At 28.1% G+C, this 23,921-nt stretch carries 25 protein-coding genes; 8 read left to right on the top strand and 17 right to left on the bottom strand.

The window, feature by feature from the left end:
* Positions 1-191 precede the first annotated feature (191 nt).
* On the top strand, positions 192-905 hold the full coding sequence (locus BLP75_RS14620; RefSeq protein ID WP_139149851.1) for a LytR/AlgR family response regulator transcription factor: 714 nt from the start codon (positions 192-194) through the stop codon (positions 903-905).
* Entirely contained in the window at positions 899-2,218 is a 1,320-nt protein-coding gene (locus BLP75_RS14615; protein ID WP_092727276.1) for a sensor histidine kinase, read from the top strand. The genes BLP75_RS14620 and BLP75_RS14615 overlap by 7 nt, the downstream gene beginning before the upstream one ends.
* 40 nt (positions 2,219-2,258) lie before the next feature.
* Here the strand turns inward: BLP75_RS14615 and BLP75_RS14610 are convergent, their stop codons facing one another.
* Positions 2,259-3,302, bottom strand: a complete 1,044-nt coding sequence (locus BLP75_RS14610; protein WP_092727275.1) for a YeiH family protein — start codon at positions 3,300-3,302, stop codon at positions 2,259-2,261.
* A 161-nt stretch (positions 3,303-3,463) separates the two neighbouring features.
* Here BLP75_RS14610 and BLP75_RS14605 point away from each other — a divergent pair, with 161 nt between their 5' ends.
* On the top strand, positions 3,464-4,366 hold the full coding sequence (locus tag BLP75_RS14605) for a LysR substrate-binding domain-containing protein (RefSeq protein ID WP_092727274.1): 903 nt from the start codon (positions 3,464-3,466) through the stop codon (positions 4,364-4,366).
* A gap of 20 nt (positions 4,367-4,386) precedes the next feature.
* On the opposite strand, the gene pyrE is transcribed toward BLP75_RS14605, so the two are convergent.
* The 11 genes from pyrE to cooS form a co-directional block, all read right to left on the bottom strand.
* Positions 4,387-4,971: an orotate phosphoribosyltransferase gene (gene pyrE / locus BLP75_RS14600; protein ID WP_092727273.1), complete on the bottom strand. Its 585-nt coding sequence runs from the start codon at positions 4,969-4,971 to the stop codon at positions 4,387-4,389.
* Between the two features lie 73 nt (positions 4,972-5,044).
* Positions 5,045-5,947 carry a dihydroorotate dehydrogenase gene (locus BLP75_RS14595; protein WP_092727272.1) on the bottom strand — a complete coding sequence of 301 codons (903 nt, stop codon included), beginning with the start codon at positions 5,945-5,947 and terminating at the stop codon, positions 5,045-5,047.
* Positions 5,940-6,632: a dihydroorotate dehydrogenase electron transfer subunit gene (locus BLP75_RS14590; RefSeq protein ID WP_092727271.1), complete on the bottom strand. Its 693-nt coding sequence runs from the start codon at positions 6,630-6,632 to the stop codon at positions 5,940-5,942. Before BLP75_RS14590 ends, BLP75_RS14595 begins: the two co-directional genes overlap by 8 nt.
* A gap of 42 nt (positions 6,633-6,674) precedes the next feature.
* Positions 6,675-7,640, bottom strand: a complete 966-nt coding sequence (gene pyrB / locus BLP75_RS14585) for an aspartate carbamoyltransferase (RefSeq protein ID WP_092727270.1) — start codon at positions 7,638-7,640, stop codon at positions 6,675-6,677.
* A 190-nt stretch (positions 7,641-7,830) separates the two neighbouring features.
* Positions 7,831-8,277, bottom strand: coding sequence for a DUF134 domain-containing protein (locus BLP75_RS14580; protein WP_092727269.1), 447 nt, complete (start codon positions 8,275-8,277; stop codon positions 7,831-7,833).
* Positions 8,247-8,720, bottom strand: a complete 474-nt coding sequence (locus BLP75_RS14575) for a Fur family transcriptional regulator (protein WP_092727268.1) — start codon at positions 8,718-8,720, stop codon at positions 8,247-8,249. Before BLP75_RS14575 ends, BLP75_RS14580 begins: the two co-directional genes overlap by 31 nt.
* Positions 8,721-9,554 carry an Mrp/NBP35 family ATP-binding protein gene (locus tag BLP75_RS14570; RefSeq protein WP_092727267.1) on the bottom strand — a complete coding sequence of 278 codons (834 nt, stop codon included), beginning with the start codon at positions 9,552-9,554 and terminating at the stop codon, positions 8,721-8,723.
* 128 nt (positions 9,555-9,682) lie between these two features.
* Complete coding sequence (locus BLP75_RS14565) at positions 9,683-10,501, bottom strand: ATP-binding protein (protein ID WP_092727266.1); 819 nt, start codon at positions 10,499-10,501, stop codon at positions 9,683-9,685.
* 70 nt (positions 10,502-10,571) lie between these two features.
* On the bottom strand, positions 10,572-11,840 hold the full coding sequence (locus BLP75_RS14560; RefSeq protein WP_092727265.1) for an NAD(P)/FAD-dependent oxidoreductase: 1,269 nt from the start codon (positions 11,838-11,840) through the stop codon (positions 10,572-10,574).
* Complete coding sequence (locus tag BLP75_RS14555; RefSeq protein ID WP_092727264.1) at positions 11,830-12,285, bottom strand: 4Fe-4S dicluster domain-containing protein; 456 nt, start codon at positions 12,283-12,285, stop codon at positions 11,830-11,832. The genes BLP75_RS14560 and BLP75_RS14555 overlap by 11 nt, the downstream gene beginning before the upstream one ends.
* Positions 12,278-14,179, bottom strand: a complete 1,902-nt coding sequence (gene cooS / locus BLP75_RS14550; protein ID WP_092727263.1) for an anaerobic carbon-monoxide dehydrogenase catalytic subunit — start codon at positions 14,177-14,179, stop codon at positions 12,278-12,280. Before cooS ends, BLP75_RS14555 begins: the two co-directional genes overlap by 8 nt.
* Positions 14,180-14,625: 446 nt before the next feature.
* Between cooS and BLP75_RS14545 the strand changes: the two genes are divergently transcribed.
* Positions 14,626-14,796: a DUF362 domain-containing protein gene (locus BLP75_RS14545; protein ID WP_092727262.1), complete on the top strand. Its 171-nt coding sequence runs from the start codon at positions 14,626-14,628 to the stop codon at positions 14,794-14,796.
* 162 nt (positions 14,797-14,958) lie between these two features.
* Here the strand turns inward: BLP75_RS14545 and BLP75_RS14540 are convergent, their stop codons facing one another.
* Complete coding sequence (locus BLP75_RS14540) at positions 14,959-15,594, bottom strand: redox-sensing transcriptional repressor Rex (protein ID WP_170139201.1); 636 nt, start codon at positions 15,592-15,594, stop codon at positions 14,959-14,961.
* A gap of 129 nt (positions 15,595-15,723) precedes the next feature.
* Between BLP75_RS14540 and BLP75_RS14535 the strand changes: the two genes are divergently transcribed.
* Together BLP75_RS14535 and BLP75_RS14530 are read left to right on the top strand one after the other, a co-directional pair.
* Positions 15,724-17,637, top strand: coding sequence for an ABC-F family ATP-binding cassette domain-containing protein (locus BLP75_RS14535; RefSeq protein WP_092727260.1), 1,914 nt, complete (start codon positions 15,724-15,726; stop codon positions 17,635-17,637).
* Positions 17,638-17,837: 200 nt separating this feature from the next.
* The gene (locus BLP75_RS14530) at positions 17,838-19,214 is read left to right on the top strand and encodes an MATE family efflux transporter (protein WP_092727259.1); all 1,377 of its coding nucleotides are present in this window, start codon (positions 17,838-17,840) and stop codon (positions 19,212-19,214) included.
* Between the two features lie 86 nt (positions 19,215-19,300).
* Here the strand turns inward: BLP75_RS14530 and tsaD are convergent, their stop codons facing one another.
* From tsaD to tsaE, 4 genes are read right to left on the bottom strand one after another with little or no spacing between them, the layout of a single operon-like run.
* Positions 19,301-20,317: a tRNA (adenosine(37)-N6)-threonylcarbamoyltransferase complex transferase subunit TsaD gene (tsaD, locus tag BLP75_RS14525; protein WP_092727258.1), complete on the bottom strand. Its 1,017-nt coding sequence runs from the start codon at positions 20,315-20,317 to the stop codon at positions 19,301-19,303.
* The gene (gene rimI / locus BLP75_RS14520; RefSeq protein WP_242872446.1) at positions 20,317-20,775 is read right to left on the bottom strand and encodes a ribosomal protein S18-alanine N-acetyltransferase; all 459 of its coding nucleotides are present in this window, start codon (positions 20,773-20,775) and stop codon (positions 20,317-20,319) included. Before rimI ends, tsaD begins: the two co-directional genes overlap by 1 nt.
* The gene (gene tsaB, locus BLP75_RS14515; RefSeq protein WP_092727257.1) at positions 20,765-21,481 is read right to left on the bottom strand and encodes a tRNA (adenosine(37)-N6)-threonylcarbamoyltransferase complex dimerization subunit type 1 TsaB; all 717 of its coding nucleotides are present in this window, start codon (positions 21,479-21,481) and stop codon (positions 20,765-20,767) included. Before tsaB ends, rimI begins: the two co-directional genes overlap by 11 nt.
* Positions 21,481-21,933 (bottom strand): tRNA (adenosine(37)-N6)-threonylcarbamoyltransferase complex ATPase subunit type 1 TsaE, encoded by a 453-nt coding sequence (tsaE, locus tag BLP75_RS14510; protein WP_092727256.1) that lies wholly within the window; start codon positions 21,931-21,933, stop codon positions 21,481-21,483. The genes tsaB and tsaE overlap by 1 nt, the downstream gene beginning before the upstream one ends.
* Before the next feature lie 698 nt (positions 21,934-22,631).
* Between tsaE and BLP75_RS14505 the strand changes: the two genes are divergently transcribed.
* Together BLP75_RS14505 and BLP75_RS14500 are read left to right on the top strand one after the other, a co-directional pair.
* Complete coding sequence (locus BLP75_RS14505) at positions 22,632-23,411, top strand: CAP domain-containing protein (RefSeq protein WP_092727255.1); 780 nt, start codon at positions 22,632-22,634, stop codon at positions 23,409-23,411.
* Between the two features lie 139 nt (positions 23,412-23,550).
* Positions 23,551-23,877: a hypothetical protein gene (locus tag BLP75_RS14500; protein ID WP_092727254.1), complete on the top strand. Its 327-nt coding sequence runs from the start codon at positions 23,551-23,553 to the stop codon at positions 23,875-23,877.
* Positions 23,878-23,921 lie beyond the last annotated feature (44 nt).

Here is a 23,921-nt window from a genome sequence, read left to right as displayed (position 1 = left end):
CAATATATCAGCAAAATTATACTAAGTAAAAAATATAATAAACACTGCATAAATAGGCGTTTTTTAGACTTAGATATAATTTTTCCTTTAATTTATTACAAAATTTCCGATAATAGTAACTGGATTATATTATCCATATTTTGGTATTATATGGTAAGACCAATAAATACATTTTAATAGGAGGAGATATATTGATTTTAAATATAGCTATATGTGATGATGAAAAAATTCATCGAGACATTTTGAAGGAATATTTAATTCAAACTTTAAATAAAGATTCTTATACTTTAATGGAGTTTGATAGCGGAGAAAATTTGTTAAATAATTACCCTAAAAATGTTGATTTACTACTGTTAGATATTCAGATGAAAAGTATAGATGGATTTGATTTAGCTAAAAAAATAAGAAAATTTGACACAGATGTACACATAATATTTACCACTGCTTTTGCAGATTTTATGCAAAAAGGGTATGAGGTTAGAGCCTTTAGATATTTATTAAAACCTATACAGTATGATGATTTTTCTAAACATATTTTAGAATGCATTAACTGTATAAATGAAGAATACAAAAATTTTATAACCATTAAAGAAAGTGAATCAGGTCAAATAATAAAAGTTCCTATCTCTTCTATTTTGTTCGTAGAAACTGTTTCTAGATCTGTATTAATTCATACAGATTCTAAAGTTTACAAGTCTAGAATTAATCTTAACAAGATAGAAGATTCTTTGAAAGGAAATAATTTTTTTAGATGTCATCGATCATATTTAATAAATTTAAATAAAGTTAATTGCATTACAAAAAACTCAGCATTAATTAAAAATCATGAAATATTTGTAAGTAAGTATAAAGTTAAAGACTTAAAAACAGCACTTACAAATGTACTTGGAGATTTATTATGTTAGAATTTCATGATACTTTCATAAATTTTGTGAATTTTTTTAGCGGACTTATATATTTATTTTTCTTTAAAATAGGTTTAGATCACTTAAGTGAAAAAAAATATAGTAATGTTTTTGTTTACTCAGCATTACTATTATTTTCTATAATTATATATTACTGTGATTTTGAAGCTCCTATAATTTTTGCATTCGCTTGTTTATTATTTTATAAGCTTAACTATAAGGTTAGAATTTTAAGGTGTATTATCATAAGTTTTATATATTGGCTTTTTATGTATATCACTATGGAGTATGTAAGTGTATATTTAGCATTTGTTATAAATTATAATGATATATCTAATGACTATTATATAAATATCGATAATGTAGTGTTAGAAAGTGTTATTATTCAAGCTATTTTTATGTTATTAGCTTTATACATATTTATCTATATAAAAAAATTCTTTAAGTTGAAAAAAATCTCTCATATATTTATACTTGTTCCTATTTTAATAAATATATCAACTTTAATACTATCGTTTAGATTAATTGCTGTGGATAATAGCATTACACATATAAATGATTTGATATTAATTTTAATACCTCTTTTAGTATTAATTTCTAATATATACTTTTTCCTAATAGTTAAAAGATCTATTAGAAGTTATAAGTTTGAATATGAAAATGAGATTTTAAAGGATAATATTTTAAAAGAATATAATTACTATCTAAATATGAGCAGAGAAAAAGAAAAAATTAGGAATCTTCACCACGATATGAAAAATCATATTATTTGTATTAGACATTTATGTGAAAGCAATGAGTTAGAAAAAATAATTACATACATTGATGATATAGAATCTAAAACTTGTAATTATTCAAAATATAAAGATGCATTAAATACAGGAAATATGATATTAGATTCTATTTTAATTAACAAAAAATCAATATGTGAAAATAAGGAAATAAACTTTAATATAGATATGGATTTTTCAAAAAGCGACTTTATAGACATGATAGATGTTTGTACTATTTTTTCTAATTTAATAGATAACGCTATAGAAGCATGTGATAAAATTATAGACTCTAATCTGCCTAAAAATATAGTATTAAAAAGTAAATATATTGATAATTTCTGTGTTATTATAATTGAAAATACTAAAATTAATAAAATAAATAAAAAAAATGGTGCATTTTTGACCAGTAAAATAGATTCATCTATGCATGGAATAGGCTTAAAAAATGCTATAAGTACAGTTGAAAAATACTCAGGAAATGTCGTCATAACTCATGATGATAATATATTCAAAGTTAAAATCGTTATACCTAATACATAAATAAAAACCCTACTTATCAAAAATAAGAAGGGTTTTTTTATTATAATAATATATTGATTAAAATTACTGCTGATACTACTTGTAAAGTTCCTACAAATAATCCGTATAATGATACAGCTTTACCTTGTTTTATTAAATCTTTTATATTAACTCTTAATCCAATAGCCGCTAATGCTATTATCTCGAATTTGTTACTTAGAGCTTTACACATTTCTGAAACTTCTGGAGATATTATATTTGTAGAGAATAATGCACAAGTTATAAAGAATCCTAATACGTACCAAGGAACTTTTATTTTTCCTTTTTTAGTATCTTCTATTTCTTCTTCTATTATGTCATGATTTGTTTTGTTCTTTAAATGTCCAAATAAAAATACTACTGCTACTAATAATATTACTCTTACTATTTTAAATATAGTCGATAAGTCTTTTACTGGCTCGCTTACCATAGCTCCACTGGCTACTACTTGACCTACAGATTGTAATGTCCCACCTATCATAGCTGATGTTTGTACAGCTTCATGACTATATAATTTTTGAGTTAAGACAGGTAATAAAAACATTAAAAATATTCCAGTAACATTTACTATAGTTATTGCTATCCCTTTATCTTTATCTTTTGCATTTATAACAGGAGCTGTAGCTGCTATTGCAGATGAACCACATACTGCATTACCTGCTGCCATAAGGAATCTAAAATCTTGCCCAAATCCTAATTTTTTTCCTATATATAAAGCACCTGCTATAGTAACTGACATTTGTAATACTACAAATAGTATTCCGTTAAAACCTAACTCCATTAATGTTGATACACTTAAAGTCGCTCCTAATAATACTATAGAGTATGATAATAAATCAGTTTCTGAAAATTTATATCCTTTTTGAAAAACTTCTTGTCCTAAAAATACATTACCTATAAACATTCCTAAAAATATAGATATTGTTGCTGCTCCTAGCTTTGGAACTACATGAGATAACACCATACTTGCTAGACCTATAAGTACTGATACTGCTAATCCTGGTAAAATTTCTTTTATTTTATAAAAAATATTATTGCTATTTGTTATTTTATTTATTCCGTCCATTTATATCATCCTTTCTTTTTTGTTTTTTAATCTCTTGTTTATGTTTTTAGTATACATCCGCAGTTATTATAAGTAAAATAAATATAAAATATAATTACTATTAATTTTTTTAATGATTAGAGTTATAATATACTTATAGATTATTATTGGAGGTGTTTTATTTGCTAGAGGAATTAAAAACTTTTATTGCTGTTGTGGAGTATAAAAATTTTACTAAGGCTGGTGAACATTTAAATTTATCTCAGCCAAGTGTTAGTACACATATAAAAAATTTAGAAAACCATTTTGGTGTTGTATTAATCAATAGATCAGTTAAACAAAAAACTATTTTTATAACAGATAGCGGATATACATTATATAAAAAGGCAAAGGAAATTATAAATTTATTGGATACTACATATATGGAAGTTCGCAATACTTCTGATTCTATAAAGGGAAGCTTGAAGGTTGGGGCTAGTATGACTATTGGAGAATATATATTACCTATGTTCTTAGCTACTTTTTCTGAAAAATATCCAGATGTGGATGTTGAAATTTTTATAAATAATACTCATTCAATATGCTCTAGTCTGAAGGAGCTTACTTTAGATATTGGCTTAATTGAAGGAAATTCACCATATTCTAGCTTTACACAAGAATACTTCTTAGAAGATAAAATGATGTTAGCATTTCCATATACGCCAGATTTAGATACTGAAAATTTTTCATTTGATATTTTAGAAGATCAAAAATGGATTGTTCGTGAGGAAGGTTCTGGTACAAGAGAATTTTTAAATATGTTCTTAGCTACTAATGAAATTATACCTAAAGGAATTATGATTTTAGGTAGTAATTATGCAGTAAAAGAAGCTGTTAAAAATAAACTAGGAATTACTATAATATCTGAATTTGTCACTAACCCAGCTGTTTTAAACAAGGAACTATCTACAATTGATTTAGGTAATTCATATACTAGACATTTCTCTTATATTTTACCTAAAAACATAACTGTATCTAAAGCATCTCAAGTTTTTCTAGATGAATTAAAACATTATACATCTAACTTAAATAAAAAAAGACCTTAGTTTTTCTAAGGTCTTTTTCATTACATTCCTAACTCTTTAAACTCTCTACTTCCTGGCTTTACTAATTCTAATTCCCCTGCTTTACATAAAGGACAGTTATCTGCCTCGTGCACTTCTATTTCTAATTTTATAGCACTATATATTGGCATTCCAATATCTTTGTTCGTTCTATTTGCTATACAAGCTACTCCTACAACTTCTCCACCTAATTTTTCTAAAGCTTCTTTTGTTTCTATAGTTGATTTACCAGTTGTAACAACATCTTCTGCTATTATTATCTTTGCACCTGGTTTTACTTCAAAGCCTCTTCTTAATTCCATTACTCCATCTTTTCTCTCAGTAAATACAGTTTCTTTATTTAATTGTCTTCCTAATTCATATGAAACTATAACCCCTCCCATTGCAGGTCCTACAACTAAATCTATATCTAAATCTTTTATTTGCTCTACTACTGTACTTAATACTGCCTCTGCGTATTGTGGAAATCTTAATACTTTAGCACATTGTACATATCTATTACTATGCTTTCCTGATGATAATAAAAAATGTCCTTCTAATAATGCATCACTCTTCTTTAATATATCTACTACATCTACTTTACTCATATATACGTCCTCCAAATTTTGTGTTTTATATCAATTGATTTATGTATTTTTTCTTTTGTTTTTTAATTTGATATTATAATATTCCTCTTATTTCATCTAAGCTTTTTATTCCTTCTTTTAACATAAACGCTTCTATTCCATCTATTATTTCAAGTCCTATTTTAGGATTTATAAAATTAGCAGTACCAACTTGGATACATGTCGACCCAGCCATTATGAACTCTATAGCATCTTGGGCTGTTGTTATTCCACCCATTCCCATTACAGGTATACTGATATTTTTACAAACTTCATGTACCATTCTAAGTGCTATAGGCTTTATTGCGGGTCCTGATAGTCCTGCATATACATTTTCAAATACTGGCTTTCTTTTATGAATGTCTATTGCCATCGCCTTAAATGTATTTACTAAAGATACTCCATTTGCCCCTTCTTCTTCACATACTTGTGCCATTCCTATTATGTCCTCTGCATTTGGTGAAAGCTTTATTACAAGAGGTAAGTTAGTTACACTTCTCACTTCTCTTACTACTTCTCTTGCTACTTCATTTTTTATACCGAATGCCATTCCCCCTGCCTTAACATTTGGACAAGATATATTTAGTTCTATCATATCTATTGGTTGATCGTTTAACAGTTGAACTCCTTTTATATAATCATCCAAAGTACCTCCACCAACATTTGCAATTCTTACTAAATCCAAATCTTTAAAAAATTGTAATTCATTATCTATAAATCCTTGAACTCCAGGATTTTCAAGACCAACACTATTCATCATTCCCGATGGAGTCTCACAAACTCTCATTCCAGAATTTCCGTCTCTTTTGTTTAGTGTAAGTCCCTTACTACTTATCCCACCTAACTTTTGTATATCATAAATTTCATTATATTCTTTCCCAAATCCGAATGTTCCAGATGCCATTACAAGAGGATTTTTAAAGTCTATATTTCCGAATTTAACATTTAGATTAGTCATTAAGTATCACGTCCTCTCCCCAGAATACAGGTCCATCCTTACAAGTTTTTTTGTTTCCAGACTGTGTTTTACAAGTACATACTAAACATGCACCTACTCCACATGCCATATGATTTTCTAAAGATACCATTATTCTAGTCTTAGTTCCCTCTACCATCTTTACTAGCTTTTCCATCATCGGCGTTGGTCCACAAGTTAATATATAATCATATTTTTCTACATCTATTATGTCTGTTACAAATTTATCTCCTATTGCTATGTTCACTTCATTACAAACTTCACTATATTTTTCTTGTAATATAGCTTCATTTCTAAATCCTAAATATGCATCGCAGTTATCTATATTTTTAGCAACTAAGTACAATGGTGCTACTCCAATTCCTCCACCTACTAAAGCTACTTTTCCTTCTACTTTTTCATATCCATTTCCATATGGACCTTCTAATTTTATTGTGTCATTTTCTTTTAACTTGCTTAGTATTTCTGTTCCTTCACCTACTACTTTATATAAGAAAGTTATACTATTTTCACCTATATCATGTATACTTATTGGTCTTGAAAGAAGTGGAAACATATCCCATGCTCTTAACATATAAAATTGACCCATTTTACCTTCAAACTTACCTTCTACCTTCATTAGATACATATCTTCTCCTACGTATCTATTCTCACAAATTTTATACATCTATATTTCCCCCTATTGTCTTTTGCTGGTTAGTCTAAAATTTTACACACATTCTAACATCTTTTCTTCTAATGAAATTTGTGCTTCTTTAACACCTAGAAGTTTCATTATTAATGCCATTCTTACAAACATTCCATACTTAGCTTGTTTGAAGTATACAGCTCTTTCATCACCATCCACGTCTACATCTATTTCATTTACTCTTGGTAACGGATGCATTACTAACATGTCTTTTTGAGCTCTTTGTAATTTTACATTATTTAAGATATAGCAATCTTTTAATCTTTCATATTCTGCTTGATTTTCAAATCTTTCTCTTTGAACCCTAGTCATATATAAAATATCTAAGTTTCCTATAACTTCATCTAAGTTATTAGTTTCATAGTATGCATGACCTTGCTCTTGTATAGTTTCTTTGATATATTCAGGCATTTTTAATTCATCTGGAGATATAAATACAAACTTAGTTCCTTTATATCTAGCCATTGCTTTAACTAAAGAGTGTACTGTTCTTCCATTCTTTAAGTCTCCACATAATCCTATTGTGTGATTTTCTAAACTTCCTTTAAGGGATTTGATAGTAAGTAGATCTGTAAGTGTTTGAGTTGGATGTTGATTTCCTCCATCTCCCGCGTTTATAAAAGGTACTTCTGAATAAGATGCTGCTTCAGCTGCAGATCCTGATATTGGGTGTCTCATTACTATTGTATCTGCATAACATGCTACTGTTCTTATAGTATCACCTAAAGATTCTCCTTTAGTTACAGATGATGAATTAGGTTCTGAAAAACCTACTACACTTCCACCTAATCTGCACATTGCTGATTCAAAGCTTAATCTTGTTCTTGTTGATGGCTCATAAAATAAAGTAGCCAATAATTTACCTTCACATACACGAGAATATTTTGACGGATTGTCAATTATTTTTTGAGATAATTCTAATATTTGATCTATTTCTTTAACTGAAAAGTCTTCTGGCTGGATTAAATTTCTTCCTTTTAATAACATATATATATCCTCCTTTTTCAGCCTCTCTGGACTGAATTTAAAAGTATTTTTTATTCTGATTGAATTCTAACACCTTTTAATCACAGTGTCAACAATTTATAAAAAAATGAAAAGTAAAAAACGCAAAAAGCATGTGATAGAGTACTTATTTATTTTAACTATATACCCTATCACATGCTTTAAATTATGATTATTTATCACGTTGTCCATGACACCACTTTTTACAAAATTCAGCTTTTTTGCTACATATTACACTTTGAGATCCACAACTTGGACAAGATGACTTATCTTGTTCATAATTAATATTATATATTGATCCACAATCCATACATTTAAACTTACAATGATTTGTAGTGTAATGACCCCCACTAATATTAATTGCTTTTCCTTCTGTCAAAGCCATAGCAACCTTATTTCTAGCTCCATCAATTATATTTTGGAATGTTTGTCTTGATATCTTCATCTTTTTCGCACATTCTTCTTGATTTAAACCTTCTATATCTTTAAGTCTCATTGCTTCAAGCTCTTCTACTTTTAAAACAATTTCTTCAAGTTCACACTTAGACTTTCCTATTGGTACGAAATAATTATTTTCTGGAAAAAATTCTACTCTTCTAAATTTAGTTGGTCTTGACATATTTTTTTCTCCCTACATTCGCTACATAATCCAATTAGCATTATATCTGCATCAAATACAGTAAAATTATTTTCTTTTTCTGCATTATTATTTAATTTTAAATAGTCTAAAATTAAAGACCTATTGTATATATCCATTATACTATTACATTCGTTGCATTTAAAGTGTATATGCAGGGGTCTGCCTCCAAATATCTTCATTTCATAAAAATTTGTTCCATCTATATTTATCTCTTTAACTATATTTAATTCTTTGAGCTTCTTTAAAGTTCTATATACTGTCGCAATTCCAACTGAGTCAACTCTAACAATTTGATATATGTCTTCAGCACTTAAATGGCTCTTGGCATTAATCAAAACTTTTAATATATACTGCTTTTGTTTTGTAAATTTATATCCATTACTTTCAATTATATTTCTTAAATGAATTAAATTTTTATCCATTTAATTCTCCTTTAATACACTTAACATATTATCAACTATTGGATTAAATAATTCCTCTAAACTATCGTTTTTATTTTCATAGTTATTATTTGATAAGTTGCAAATTGAACTTGTCATTGGCAATTCACCAAGAAGTTTTAAATTACTTGATTCTAAGAATTGTTCTACATTTTCTCCATTGAATAGTTTTATTTTTTTATTACAATCTGGGCAAAGTATGTAACTCATATTCTCAATAATTCCTAATACTTTAATATCCATTTTTTTTGTCATATTTATAGCTTTAGATACAATCATTGAAACTAAATCTTGAGGTATAGACACCATAATAATCCCACTTATAGGAATATTTTGCATTACTGTTAATGCTACATCTCCCGTTCCTGGCGGCATATCAATTATTAAATAGTCTAACTCTCCCCAAAGTACATCAGTCCAAAATTGTTTAACTGCATTAGATATCATTGCCCCCCTCCATATTACAGGTTCATTTTCATCTTCAATTAAGAAATTTAATGACATCACTTTTATATTATCTTCTGACTCTACTGGAAATAAAAATTGTTCATTTGATGTTGCTTTTTTGTCTTTAAGTCCAAGTAATCTAGGTACACTAGGCCCAGTTATATCTGCATCTAAAATCCCTACTTTGTACCCAGCTTTTCTTAATTGCTTAGCAATCATTACTGATATAGATGATTTCCCTACACCACCTTTACCACTCATAACACCTATAACATTTTTAATGTTATTCATTGGGTTATTTTCTATCATACATTTTTGATTATCTTTACTACATCCATCTTTTGATGGACATGAATTACAACTTGACATAATATCTACTTCCCCCTTTTTAATTGGCATTTGCTAATTAAATGGTAGCACTAAAAAAAGTTACTGTCAAATGCCAATAACTTTTTATAAGTTTTTCATAAATAATATGATTCATTAATGTTTTTAAACTAAGCTTTGGTAGTATTAAATCTTAATTTTTCTATATTTACATTAACTATTTTCACATTTATAGAAGTTACTTTTTCTATGCTTTCTTTTACTATTTTTTGCAACTGGTAACATTCTTTTATCTGAGTTATATCATTTATATTAATATTAATTTTTATATATAGATTTCCATCTATATTATTTATTTGCACTTTATTTATTTTATCAACTTTGCTTATTTTATTAACCTCAAACCTTATGATTTGTTCTATTACATTAGGATTTATATAAAACTTTCCAATATAACTAAATGTAGGTCTTATAATTGTTTTTTCTAAAACTTTATATGTGTTATTTTTTCTTCTAAAAAATCTTCTTATGGAGTTTATGCTTAGGCCACTAGCTATAGGTTTTATTTCCATTGTTGGAACTGGTATTATATGATTTCCATTTTTTCTCGACTTTCTAGCGATGTTTATTTCTTCTTGTGTGCTTACTTCACTTATATTTATGATTCTATAAATTTCACCAAGTTCTAACTTTTCTACGATTTGGTTTATCATTTTATTTGATGTACCAAGAACTAATATTTTATCTATTTTTTGTTCTATTATTTTAGTTTTAACATTTTCTCTATGAATGTCATCATTAAATATCGCTCTTTTAACAGCTTCCATTGTCGTATTAGCCTGCTTAGCTGAAATACCTGCGATTATCTTATTCTTATGTATTAATAATCCATCATCAATTATGTATTTTATATCATTTTCATAAGCTACTTCTAAAGCCTTATAACTTTTACCTGTTCCACTAGGACCAACAAATGCATATACTTTCATTTAGATTCACCTTTCTACTTTTGTTATATATGTAAATAAGGCTATAGATTAATCTATAGCCTTATTTTTATTATATATTATAGCAGAATTCTCCATTCTCCTTAAGTGCCAAAAAGTCTGCATACCCTACATCAAATATTCTATCTTCTAAATTAGGTATTTCAATTTTATTTTTTATTAAGTAGGCTATAGTTCCAGTATATGATATATCACCTTGAGCTACTAACCCATAAATAACGTTATCCTTATATACAAATTTTTTGTATCCTTTTTCATCACATCTAGATATAACTTTATATTCTTCATCAGGTGGTGAAGTTAAACCTAATGATACTGTTGCTATTCCCATAAAGTTCATACTATTTTTAAATGCAAAATTATCATCTATTTGTTTTTCTTTACCTAACATATTATATGCAGCTACAATACCTTGCTTAACTGCTAATGGCCATATTGCATTTTTGCCTACAACATCTCCTGCAGCATATATGTCCTTTTCAGTAGTTTCACATTTATCATTGATTACTATACCTCTATTGTACTCTATCTTTGTACTATCTATAAACCCTGCATTTGGAGCTACACCTGTAGCTACTATGATCATATCAGATTCTAATATACTTCCATCTTCAAACTTTATACCTTTTACATCTTTATTTGCTTCAAGAACTATCTCTTTTATAGCTGAATTAGGATATAACTTAGCTCCTTTTTCAATAAACTTATCTTCATATGTTGATGCACTATATTTATCTAGCTGTTTATCTAATATACGTTTTCCATTATAAACTAGTGATACTTCTAAATTTTTATACTCTAATAATCCTGCCAATGCGTCTATACCAACTAATCCAGCACCTATTATAGCAGCTTTTTTAGATTGAGATGCTTTTTCTTTTATTTTATCTATTTCATCTATATTTCTTAGAGTATATACAAAGTTACCATCTCTTAAATGCTTTATTGGAGGTATAAATGCTGATGCTCCAGTTGCTATTAAAAGTTTATCATATTGTATTATTTGATCCTCTAACTCTACTAATTTTTCTTCTGAATCAATGCTTTTTACACTTCTTCCTTTTATCCAATTTATATTATTTTCTTCTATAAATTTGTCACCTGCAAAATTAATATCTTCTACTGTCTTATGATTAGATATAACATGGTGTAACATACAACGAGAATAAATTTTTTCATCCTTTGATATTATTATTATATTTGCCTCTGAATCTAATTCTCTTAAAGTTTTAGCAGCATTTATACCAGCCGCACTAGCTCCTAAAATCACATAATCAGTTGATTTTTTATTTTTAAACATATTAAATATCTTATCTAGCATAAGCATCCTCCTTTTGTAGCTCTAATGCTCCACTTGGACAATTAGCTACACATCTAGGATATTCTTCATCTTTACATAAATCACATTTCAATACAACTTGTTTCGTTCTATCATCTACTTTTAATACACCATAAGGACAAGACATTACACACATGTAACAAGAACCGCATTTACTCTCATTATATGATACAATTCCTGTTTCATTATTTTTGCTCATAGCTCCACTCATGCAAGTTAATACACATTCTGGCTCATCACAATGTCTACATATTATAGGCACAGGTTTATTATCTTTATCAAGTTCTATGTGACCTCTACCATCATTATCTATATTTTCTAAATCAAGAGTATATATATTGTCGCTTTCACTGTGTTTTAGCATACAAGCTAAAACACAGTTTTTACATCCAGTACATAATTCTTTATTTATTAATATTCTATGCATAACATTCCACTTCCTTTAACCCTAGTTTTTGTCTTCTATCTATTATTATTTCTTCTAATTGATCTGCTGAAGATTTAGGGTCTGGATTCACTATAACGTGACCTCCTGTTAAATCTTTTAATTTTTCAGTAAGTACTTCTGTTACTAGTTTTCCACCTGTTATAAATGGTGGTAATGCTAAATGAAGTGGTAATCCTAATGCTAATCCAAATGCTCCATCAGCTAATGCTTGCTCTTCCAACCATTGTGGTGCTGATAATACAAGTGGTAATTGTGGTAAATCTATTCCTAATTCTGCTGCTATTTCTGTTGCAACTATTTCTAATCTTCCTATTGCTAAACATGGTCCAAAGTTTAATACTGGTGGTATTCCTAATGATTTACATACTTCTTTTAGGTTATCTCCTGCTAATTCCTCAGCTCCTGGAGACATAAGACCTACATTTTCAAGTCCTCCTGTTGAACATCCAGCTGAAAGTACTATTATGTCTCTCTTTATTAATTCTTTTGTTAGCTCAACAGTATTTATATCATGCCCACCAGCAGTCATATTTGAACATCCAACTACAGCAGCTATACCTTTGATTTTTCCTTCTGCTATTAAGTTTATAAGTGGTTTCCATGAGTTTCCTAAAAACTCTTTTAAGTTCTTTTCACTTACACCTGTTAAAGATTGTTCATATCCATGATCACTTGGTATATCTATTTCTACTACGCTTCTTCTTTCTTTGTATGACTCTAATGATTTATTTATTAATTCTGTACTTATAGCCTCTAAATTCTCTCTATCAAATTGTATATATTCTGCATTAGCTTTTTTAGCTACATCATCTAAACAAACCATTTTTACTTTATATTTATCAGCTATTGGCTCAAGACCTGGTATTGTACAGTTAAATTCAGATAATACTATATCAATTGCACCAGTTGAAAGCACTGCTTCACTTGTAAAGTTGTTTCCTGCATGACCAGCAAATACTTCTTGATAATGTTCCCCTCTTAATTGTAAATCTTGACCTACACATGTACATCCTACTAATCTAAATCCTTTTGCTCCAGCTTCTTTAGCCATAGCAACTACATCAGCATCTTTTAATCTATCTTGGAAATGAGAGAATGTTGAGTGTTGATGTCCTGTTATCATTATGTTTATATAATCTTTATCTATAACATTAAATCCTACTGGAGCCATTCTTATAACTGGTTCTCCTAACATAACATCATTTAAAAGATTTGTTAATGTAAGCCCATATAATCCTGTTGATATACCTAAGTTTAAGCAGTTAACTAACATGTCTACTGGATCACTGTTTAGATTTGTTGATGATTTTACTATAGCATCAAATACTTCTGACTTAGCTCCTCCAGGCATTATTCCTAACTCTTTCCATCTCTTTACTCTCGGTCCATATGCAACTTTTTCAACAAGTTCCATTTTTTCAAATCTTGGTTTATATAAATCATTTATAACCTTATCAGCTACTTTGATACATTTTTGATGATTATCATTTTCTTCTATGTCAAATTTTTCAGCTAAATTATTTAAAGCATTTAAACCTTTTATTTCACCTTTAGTCTCTCCTAAGTGTTTTAAGTTTCTAGCAGTGTTTTCTACTACATGTAAATAGCAAGCTGAACCTGATGCTACTGCTCTTAAAAAGTTTCTAGCTACTATTGTATCTGCATCTGCTCCACATATTCCTCTTGGTGATTTAGGTGTTACTCTACATGGTCCATTTGCACATAATCTACAGCATACACCTTGAAGCCCAAATCCGCACTTAACTTTTTGATCCTCTGTTCTGTGGAATGCTGTTTCTACATCCTTAGATGCTATAAAGCTTTCCAATTTTTTATCTGCACTTTCACACATTCTACAAGTATTACAAGACATTTTAAATTCCCCCTTGAATTTTTTATATTTAATTTTTAGTCTTTTTGAGATATAAATCAGATTATAATGATATGACTTTAGTGATATATTTTTGACTAATTTTTAACTATTTTTTTTTACATTTATTATTTACCACCCAAATATTACCTTTAAACATTTTTTTTTATAAATTTTTGAAAAAATTATCTTATATATATTTATATTTTTTTAAGATAGATAAATCCTTAAATTTATAAAAAATTCATTTTAAATTTTAACTTTTATTGATTTTTTAATAAATGTATATTTAAATCTATATTTTTATGAAAACGTTTAAATATGACTTTATTTTGCTAGAATAAGCTGTCATAATATTAACATTCTTGTAGAATTAATTGGTTTGTGCATTGCTCCAAATTTTGGTATAATATTACTGAATAAAATAATAATTAAGGGAGGATTTTGAGATGGCTTACATAATAAATGATGCTTGCATAAGCTGTGGTGCTTGTGCTGGTGAATGTCCAGTTGAATGTATATCTGAAGGAGATAGCAAATACGTTATAGATGCTGGTACTTGTATAGAATGTGGTGCTTGTGCTGGAGTTTGTCCTGTTGATGCTCCTCAACCAGAATAATATTTGCAATAAAAAGGCTATCAAGTAGTTTTATGCTAACTGATAGCTTTTTTTGTACATAAAAAATTATAACTTACCCAGCATTAGATAAGTTATAATTTTATGCACTAAAAGTAAACAACTTGTTAGTGCATCTTGTTGTTAAATTAATTAATAAATTATTTACATTTCTTCATTTTCTTTCATTAAGTATGATAGTGTAAATAAACTCTCAGTTAAGTTTACATTTTCTACTATTACATCTTTTGGTACTTCTAAATCTATTGGAGCAAAGTTCCAAATTCCTTTTATACCCACATTAACTAACTTATTTACTATACTCTGAGCACCATTTTTAGGTATACATAATATAGCTATATCTATATCATTATCTCTTACGTAATCTTCTATTTCCTCTGAATCTAAAACTTCAAATTCTCTTATTTTCAGCCCTATCATTCTTGGATTAGCATCAAATAAGGCTTTTACTTCAAAGCCAGCTTTTCTAAACCCTGAATAGTTAGCAATAGCTTGACCTAAGTTACCAGCCCCTATAAGTATAGCGTTGTATTGTTTATCTAATCCTAATATCTTTCCAATTTCATTGTGAAGAGCGCCAACATTATATCCGTAACCTTGTTGTCCAAATCCACCGAAGTTATTTAAGTCTTGTCTTATTTGAGACGCTGTAAAACCGATTATATCACTTAATTCTTTTGAAGAAATTCTTTGTATGTCTTTATCTAATAAATCGCCAAGGTATCTATGATACTTTGGTAGTCTTCTTATTACTGCCATAGATATATTTTTAGATCCCATGATTTCACCTCCTATGATATTTTTTAAGTCCTTAATATTTTATTGCATTTTTCAAAACCTAATGCAATATCCTTGATTATATTATACCAAAACATTATAATTTTAGGTAGTTTAAGGAGGGATAAATTTATGATTGTTTTGTCATGTAATAACTTGAATAAAAGTTTTGGAATAGATTCGATATTAGAAAACGTAAGTTTTACAGTAAATGAAGGTGATAAAGTCGGTATAATAGGTGTAAATGGAACTGGAAAAACCACTTTATTCAAAGTAATTTCTGGTATATATGGTTATGATAGCGGAGATATATACACTTCAAAAGATTGTGAAATAGGATATTTAGAACAAAATACTAATTTCCATTCAAATAACACTATATTTGAAGAGGTGTTAGAAGTTTTCAAAGACTTAATAGATATGGAATCTTACCTAAGAAATTTAGAAATAAAAATAGCAGAAGAAAGTGCTAATCCTAATTCTTCTCAACTAGAAAAAATTATGAATGAGTATTCTCATAAGTTAGAAGAATTTTCTGAGTTAAATGGATATGGATATAAATCAGAAGCTAAAGGTGTTTTAAAAGGTCTAGGTTTTTCTGATGAGGATATGGATAAGCCTATAAGTATACTTTCTGGTGGAGAAAAAACTAGAGTACTTTTAGGTAAACTACTTCTTAAAAAGCCTACTCTTCTATTATTAGATGAACCTACTAACCACTTAGATTCTGATGCTATAGAATGGCTAGAAATATTTTTAAAGCAATATAGAGGAACTGTTATACTAATTTCCCATGATAGATATTTCTTAGATCAAGTAGTTAATAGAGTTTTTGAAATCCATAATAAAAAATTAAAAAGTTACAATGGAAATTACTCTGATTTTGTTAAATTATCAGCTGTAGAGAAAGAAATAGAAAAGAAAAAATTTGAAGACCAACAAAAAGAGATAAAGAAGCAAGAAGAATCTATTGAGAGATTAAAAGCTTATGGTAGAGAAAAACATCTAAAAAGAGCTAGAAGTAAAGAAAAGGCCCTTTCTAAAGTTGATGTTTTAGATAAGCCTGATGGTGATAGAAAAAGGGCTAGAATTGAATTTAATCCTTCTGTAACGAGCGGTAATGATGTTTTACAAGTAAGAGATGTTTCTATGGGATACGGGGAAAGAATTTTATTTAAAGATTTAAACCTTGATATATATAGAGGTGAAAAAGTTGCTCTTATTGGAGCTAACGGAATAGGTAAATCAACATTATTTAAAATAATAATGAATGAACTTCAACCACTAAGCGGAAATATAAAATTTGGCACTAATGTAAATGTATCTTATTTCCATCAGGAGCAGAAAACTTTAAATCTTGATAATACAATAATAGATGAAATTTGGGAAAATAATACTCATCTTACTCAAACAGCTTTAAGAAGTATGCTTGGAGCATTCTTATTTGAAAATGAAGAAGTTTTTAAAAAAATATCTACTTTAAGTGGTGGCGAAAGAGCGAGAGTAGCTATATTAAAGTTAATATTATCAAATGCAAACTTCTTATTACTTGATGAACCTACCAACCATTTAGACATAGATTCTAAAGAAGTATTAGAAGAAGCTTTATCAGGTTATACAGGAACTATATTTACTATTTCTCATGATAGATATTTCTTAAATACTGTTGTTGATAAAGTTTTAGTACTTGATAAAGATGGTATTTGTGAGTACTTAGGAAATTATGATTATTATATAGAGAAAAAGAAACAAGTCTATGAAATGAGTTTAATAGAAGAAAAAGAAGAAAAAACCAAGACTCAAATAAAAGACGAAAAACGTAAAGAAAGAGAACAGCGTGAAGCTCAAAAGAAAAACAGGCATAAGATCCAACAAATAGAAACAGAAATTCAAGAAACAGAAATTAAAATAGAAGAATTAGATATGTTATTATGCCAAGAAGAAATTTATTCTAATCCTGACAAAGCAAAAGATGTTAGCCAAGAAAAAATTTCTTTTGAAGACAAATTATCTTCTCTTTACGAACAATGGGAAGAACTTATGTAGAAGCCAATACTTTGGCTTCTTTTTAATTTAATTTTAACACGAATTTTTTTTAATATTTTATAAAAATATTTTTGTACTCTTCATGCAAATTTTTTTTAGTATAGTATTATTTGTATAGTCTTTTATAAATTTACTAGTTACATTATTTATTTATTATGCTATTATTTATATCATAAAATTTTATATCAAGAGGTGATTATTTGCAGGGATTATTTACTTTAGATTCTGATAATAAAAGGTTTTATAAAATACTTGTTTCACTATGTATACCTATTATTATTCAACAACTTATATCTACTTCTGTAAATGTAATAGATACCATGATGATAAGTAGTTTAGGAGAAAGTTCAGTAGCTTCGATAGGTGTTGCTAATCAGTTTTTCTTCTTATTTAACATGTCATTATCTGGTATCACAGGTGGAGCAGGAGTATTTATTTCTCAATTTTTTGGAAAAGGTGATGTAACTAACATACGTAAAGTCACTGGATTTAGTACTTTATTAGCAATAATACTTAGTTTATTTTTCTTTATACCAGCTTTAGTTATACCGACTAATATAATTCACATATTCTCTTATGACCCTGAAGTTATTAAATTATGTACACAATATTTTAGCATAGTAGTTTTTTGTTATCCACTTATTGCTATCAGTACTGTATTTAGTATGGGATCAAGAGGAGTAAGAAATCCTAAATTAGGTATGTTTTGCAGTTCAGCTGCATTAGTGGTTAATATAATACTAAACTATGGTCTTATATTTGGAAACTTCGGACTTCCAATGTTAGGTGTAAAAGGTGCTGCTATAGCAACAGTTACTGCTAGAATGGTTGAGTTAGTTTTAATACTTGGATATGTATACTTTATGAAAAAAGACTATGTTTTAAGATTTGGATTCTCTGACTTAAAACTTATAACAAAGGATTTTACTATTTCATTTTTATCAAAAAGTATGCCAATATTTTTAAATGATAGTGCATGGGCGGTAGGTACAGTTTTATATTCTGTCGCTTATTCAAAAGCAGGTACTTCAGCTATAGCAGCTAGTCAAATAGCTACTAGTACAGGTAACTTTTTTATAATGACGGCTGTATGTATAGCTATTGGTGCATCTATAATGCTTGGAAATGAATTAGGTGCTGACAATATAGATAGAGCAATTGTATATGCAAAAAAATTCTCTGCACTTACTTTTTTAGCTGGTTTAATATTTGGCGGATTATTAATATTAAACATACCATTCTTACTAAAAATATTTAGTGTTTCTGATAGTTTAGCTCCTGATATTACTAAAATATTTGTAATTATGGGTATTATGATGGCTCTTAAGTCATTTAATACTTTAATAGTTATCGGTATTTTAAGAAGTGGCGGAGATACAAAATATGCACTATTTTTAGAATTAGGATGTATGTGGTTTGCTTCAATACCACTAACATTCTTAGCAGCATTTTACGGTGCTCCAATATATATCTTAGTTTTACTTACGTATGCTGAAGAAATATTTAAATTTATATTTGGTGTTCCAAGAGCTCTTTCTAAAAAATGGGCAGCTAACATAGTTAAAGAAATGAATTAAAATTAATAAAAGGAGTTTAAAAAGTGAAATTAATCACCTTTGAACTCCTTTTTGTATGTTTTATATTTATAGAAATTTATAATAAATTATCTTTGCCCTATTCTTAGATTTGGAACTGCATTAAGACTCATATCATCTCTTCTTCCATTGATGAAGTTATAATATCCTGCACATCCTATCATAGCAGCATTATCAGTGCATAAATCTATTGGTGGGTATTTTATTTCTATATTTTTTGTCTTACCTAACTCTGTTATTTTCTCTCTAAGAGCTGAATTACATGCTACTCCACCAGCAAGAGCTATTGTATTATATCCTTTTTCCATTGCAGCTTTTATAGCTTTATTAGATAATACCTCAACAACAGCTTCTTGGAATGATGCACATACATCTTCCACTATTATATCTTCTTTTTTCATCTTTTTAGCATTTAAATAATTTAATACAGCTGATTTTAATCCACTAAAACTAAAATCATATCCGTCATCTAAATATGCTCTTGGGAAATCTATAGCATTTTTATTACCTTGTTTTGCTAATTTATCAATTATCGGACCGCCTGGATAACCTAATTCCATAGCTCTTGCTATTTTATCAAATGCTTCACCTGATGCATCATCTCTAGTTCTACCTAAAATTTCATATTCACCATAATTTTTAACTTCTACTAGATGAGTATGTCCTCCTGAAACAATAAGAGTTATAAATGGTGGTTTCAAATCTTTATGTGCTATATAGTTTGCACTTACATGTCCTTCTATGTGGTTTACTCCTACTAGTGGTTTGCCCGTTGTATACGCAAGTGCTTTTGCATAAGATAAACCAACAAGTAAAGCTCCTGCTAGACCTGGACCATATGTTACAGCTATATGATCCGCATCATTTAACGTAATATTCGCTTGTTTTAATGCTTCATCTAAAACTTCATCTATATTTTCTATATGCTTCCTTGATGCGACTTCTGGTACTACTCCACCAAATTTTTTATGTAATTCTATTTGAGTGTTTACTACGTTTGATAATACTTCTCTACCATTTTTTAAAACTGCTATAGAAGTTTCATCGCAGCTACTTTCTATAGATAGTGTTATTATATCTTTCATTACTTCACCGCCTTTATATCATTCCACATTATCATAGCATCCTCTTTGTTGTCGCTATAATATTCTTTTCTAATTCCAGCTAGTTTAAATCCATATTTCTTATAAAGATTTTGAGCAACAATATTAGATACTCTTACTTCTAACGTCATTGCAACTATACTATTAGCTCTGCATAATTCTACTAAAGCATTCACTAGCTTATCTCCTATTTTTAATCCTCTATAGTCACTGTGTACAGCTACATTTGTAATCTGGCCTTCATCCATAACAAACCATATTCCAACATAGCCAACTACTTTATTATCTATTTTTGCAACTAAATATCTTGCAACATCATTATTAAGTTCTTTTTTAAAAGCATCTTTAGACCAATGATGTTCAAAGCAATTTTTTTCTACTTGAAAAACACCATCTATATCTTTTGATGTCATTTGCTCTATTACTAAATTATTTTCCATTTTGTATCCTCTTCATTTTTTCATCATATTGAACTTCTGCTTGAGATTTTCTTATATATAATGGATTTATTCCGAAACAATCATATACATCTATATTTTTATTATATTTATTTATAGCAACAGAGCATAAGCTACTTGCCTTATTTACATTATGAGAAGGTGCAGGTATGTGTATATTAGATTTTAATTTTATCTTGTCTTCGTATTTGTATACTGCTTCTCCAACTATTATCCACTCTTCATTAGTTTGCGATAATTCTTCTAATAAATCATCTATTTCTACTACATCAACTGACTTTAATTCTACTATTTCATTATTCTCAAATTTATATTGACCCATATATACTTGAGTTCTTTGTGCATCTAGTATAGAGCATATCTTCTTGTCACATAAATTCATATTGGCAGCCAATAATTCAACTGAATTAACTCCTACTATAGGTAAGTTATTAACATGTGATATAGCTTTAGCAGTAGACATTCCTATTCTTAATCCTGTAAATGATCCAGGGCCTTCACAAACAGCTAGTACATCTATTTCATTAATATTAATATCGCTTATTTTAAGCATATTTTCTATCATAGGCATAAGCTTTTGAGAATGAGTTTTCTTAGTATTTATAGTGTACTCACAAATCAATTTATTGTCTTCAATAACTGCAACACTTGCAGCTAACGAAGATGTATCTATTCCTAAAACCTTCATTATTTTGTCAACTCCTCAACTATTTCTTCATATTTTTTTCCTACTGGATTTAATATCATCTCTCTCGACATATCTTTATATTTTAATTCTATATGTAAATATTCTTCTGGAAGTATATCTTCTATAAGATTTGCCCATTCTATGATACAAACCCCTTCTCCATTTATGTACTCATCATAACCAATTTCATACATTTCATCACTACTACCGATTCTATAAACATCAAAATGATAAAGAGGCATTTTTCCTTCGTATTCATTTACTATAGTAAATGTAGGACTAGTTATGTAATCATCAACTTCTAAAGCTTCTGCTAAGCTTTGCGTCATTGTAGTTTTACCTGCTCCTAAATCACCTATTAAGCAAATCACACTACCTGGATGCAATAAAGTCCCTAATTTATATCCGATTTCCTTTGTTTTTTGTTCGTCTTCTAAGTATATATTAACCATAATTTCATCTCCATAAAAATTTATGTAATAACTATATATTTCAAATAGATATTTATCTATAAAAATATCTCAATTATAATTATCAACTATATTCATTCATCTTATAACAATACTATTTGTTTTATAAATAAACAAACTATTAATAATAGTCAACTAGATATTATTATATTATAACAATGTATTATTATAAAGTATTTATAAGTATAAACTACATTATTGTTGATATTTTAACTTTGATGATATTTATATTTAAATTTTATTTTCAATTTTCTTATAATTTATATTTTTTTATTTTTTCATAAAAATGTGTATATGGTTCTGAACTATTGACCATAATTTAAATACAAAGGATATTTACTCCCCCAAATATTAAATATTCCTTATTCCCCCAAGCACTTACTTTTTTAAGTAAGTGCTTTTTAATTTTCTAAAAATATACTAATTTTTATATTGTAAATTATATATATTAATGAAATTTTTTACATTATGTCTATTTTAGTTAAACCCCTTTCCCCTTTGTTATAACTTAATTTCACCTAGTATTTTTATATAAGTCCATAATCCAACGTTTATACTAGGAATAATTTTACATGTAAATTTTTATTTTAATTGTGATACTATATTCACATCATCAATTGTAACTTTTTTGTAACCTTTTGATGAAATCTGAATTAAAGATAAACTAGAGGTGGATTAAAATGAAAAAACAAATAAAAACACTAGTAGCAGCAGGATTAATATCAATAGTATCGGCAGGTAGCATAGTTACATCTCATGCAGATTCAAGAACTACTGCATGCAGTAACTCTAATCAAAAATTACAAATAATATGTGTAAATTCAGTTAAAGATTGCTTTAAATATAAGAAAAATTGTAATGTTAACAAACCAAGTAACTCAAATTGTAATGTTAACAAGCCAACTGATTCTGAATCTTCAAATAATAATGTTGTAAAGCCTGAAAAGCCAAATACTACTCCAGAGAACAAACCTTCAGTTCCTGGTGATTCAAACAGCAACAATAATAACAATAATAATGACAACAGTAACAATACTGTAAAACCTGAAAATAAGCCAGAGTCTAATGCTTCATTCTCAGCTCAACAACAAGAAGTATTAAACTTAGTTAACCAAGAAAGAGCTAAAGTTGGAGCTAAGCCTTTAACATTAAATAAAGAATTATCTAATGTTGCAACTACAAAATCACAAGATATGATAAACAAAAACTATTTTGATCATACTTCTCCTACTTACGGTTCACCATTTGATATGATGAAACAATTCGGAATATCTTACAGAACAGCTGGAGAAAATATAGCAATGGGACAAAGAACACCTGCTGAAGTTATGAATTCTTGGATGAACTCTGAAGGTCATAGAAAAAATATATTAAACCCTAACTTTACAGAGCTAGGTGTTGGTATAGCTAAAGCTTCAAATGGACAATTATACTGGACACAAATGTTTATAGGAAAATAATAAATTTATATTAAAAGACACTTATTAAAATAAGTGTCTTTTCTCTTTTGTTATAAGTTTATAGCATACTATTGCCTCTCACAAAATACTTTTATATAAATATAATATAATTACAAATAAAATATTGGAGGGCTTATAGTTGAAAAAACTTATTTCTGTAATCTCGACATTTTTAATTCTTATCATTTGTAATTTTGCACTATGCAATATTTTTAAAACTAGCTTTTTTGAATTTTCCTTCTTAACAGGAATATTAGTTACTATTTTTATAGCATATTTTTCTAGCAATGGTGGAGCAACAACTTCAGCATGTGATATGAGATATAAATTTTTAATTGAAAGCAAAGAAAGAAAAAATAATGGTGATATTGAATTCAATATAAATCTCCCTTTTATAGTATCTCTAATATATACTATAATCACTGGAATTATTAGTTTTATAGTTTACTTTGATCACTTTTTTTAGCAAAAACTAGTTTAGTTTAATCTAACGTATTGGCTCTAAACTTC

Source organism: Romboutsia lituseburensis DSM 797, from assembly GCF_900103615.1.
Taxonomy (GTDB): Bacteria; Bacillota; Clostridia; order Peptostreptococcales; family Peptostreptococcaceae; genus Romboutsia_F; species Romboutsia_F lituseburensis.
This window is presented reverse-complemented; position numbering and strand designations above follow the sequence as displayed.